The sequence below is a fragment of the Corallococcus exercitus genome (assembly GCF_003611585.1).
GTDB lineage: Bacteria > Myxococcota > Myxococcia > Myxococcales > Myxococcaceae > Corallococcus > Corallococcus exercitus.
Genome location: NZ_RAVW01000790.1, coordinates 1 through 1,277, shown reverse-complemented (window position 1 = coordinate 1,277; position 1,277 = coordinate 1). Strand labels below are relative to the sequence as shown.

General features: G+C 70.5%; 2 protein-coding genes. One reads left to right on the top strand and one right to left on the bottom strand.

The window, feature by feature from the left end:
- The coding region (locus tag D7W79_RS42050) for a hypothetical protein (protein ID WP_208729987.1) at positions 1-204 on the bottom strand (204 nt) is incomplete at its 3' end.
- A 106-nt stretch (positions 205-310) separates the two neighbouring features.
- Between D7W79_RS42050 and mazG the strand changes: the two genes are divergently transcribed.
- Positions 311-1,277, top strand: a 967-nt coding sequence (gene mazG, locus D7W79_RS46605) for a nucleoside triphosphate pyrophosphohydrolase (protein WP_120530760.1), incomplete at its 3' end; no start/stop codon positions are given.

Sequence of the window (1,277 nt, the reverse complement as noted above, 5' to 3'; positions counted from 1 at the left end):
GGTCTCGGGCTCCGGTTCCTCGGCCTCGTCGGAGGCGGGGGTGTCCTGCGGATCATCCTCCGTGGCACGGAAGACGCTGGGGTCCGGCTCCGGCTCGATGACCTTCTCCTCGATGCGCAGGAGCGGCTCCTGCGTCAACGCAGGGGCACGCGCGGGAACAAGCAGCACGAGGCTGCAACACAGGCCGAGGAACGAGCGGAGCATCCGGGCGTCCGATGATAGGCGACAGGGCGGACGATCCGAAATCATGTGGCGCCCGGTGCCCGTGCTACAGGAGCGCGCGGCGGGGGATTTGCTCGGGAGTGAATGAATGGCGGCGCCTGGAACAGAGCTGGAACGACTGGTGGAGATCATGCGGCGGCTCAGGGCCGAGGGCGGCTGCCCGTGGGACCGCGAGCAGGACCTGCGCTCGCTCCGTCCCTACCTGACCGAGGAGGCATTCGAGGTCCTGGACGAGATGGACCGCGTCTCCGACGGAGGCCCCTGGCGGCCGCTGTGTGAGGAGCTGGGGGATCTGCTCTTCCAGATCGTCTTCCACGCGCAGCTGGCGGCGGAGCTGGGCGAGTTCACGATGGCGGACGTGTGCGCGGCGATCAGCGACAAGATCACCAGCCGCCACCCGCACGTGTTCGGGGACCAGCAGGTGAAGGGCGCCGAGCAGGTGCTCGCCAACTGGGCGCAGCTGAAGGCGGAGGAGCGCAAGAAGAAGACGGGGCGCGCGGGCTCCGTGCTGGACGGCGTGCCCACCGCGGCCCCGTCCCTGCTGCGCGCCGAGCGGCTCACGGAGAAGGCCAGCCGCATCGGCTTCGACTGGCCGGACCTGGCCGGGGTGCGCGGCAAGCTGGACGAGGAGCTGCGCGAGCTGGACGAGGCCATCGCCTCGGGCGGCCGGGACGCCATCGAGCACGAGCTGGGGGACGTCCTGTTCTCGCTCGCGAACCTCGCCCGCTTCGTGAAGACGCCAGCGGAGGACGCGCTGCGCATGGCCACCCGCCGCTTCGTCAGCCGCTTCCAGTACATCGAGGCGAAGCTGAACGAGGAGCAGGTCCCCTTCGGCGGTGCCACGCTGGAGCACATGGAGCGCCACTGGCAGGCCGCGAAGGCCGTGGAGAAGGCGCTCCCCCCGCCGGCCCACCCGCCGCGCGCGTCCGTGGCCACCCTGCGCCTGGCCGTGCCGGACGTGGCGGCCCAGCGGGCCTTCTGGGACACCGTGGCCTCCTGGCTGGGCTGGGGCCCCACCTGTCTATTATACACATCTTACGCTGCCGACGATAAGA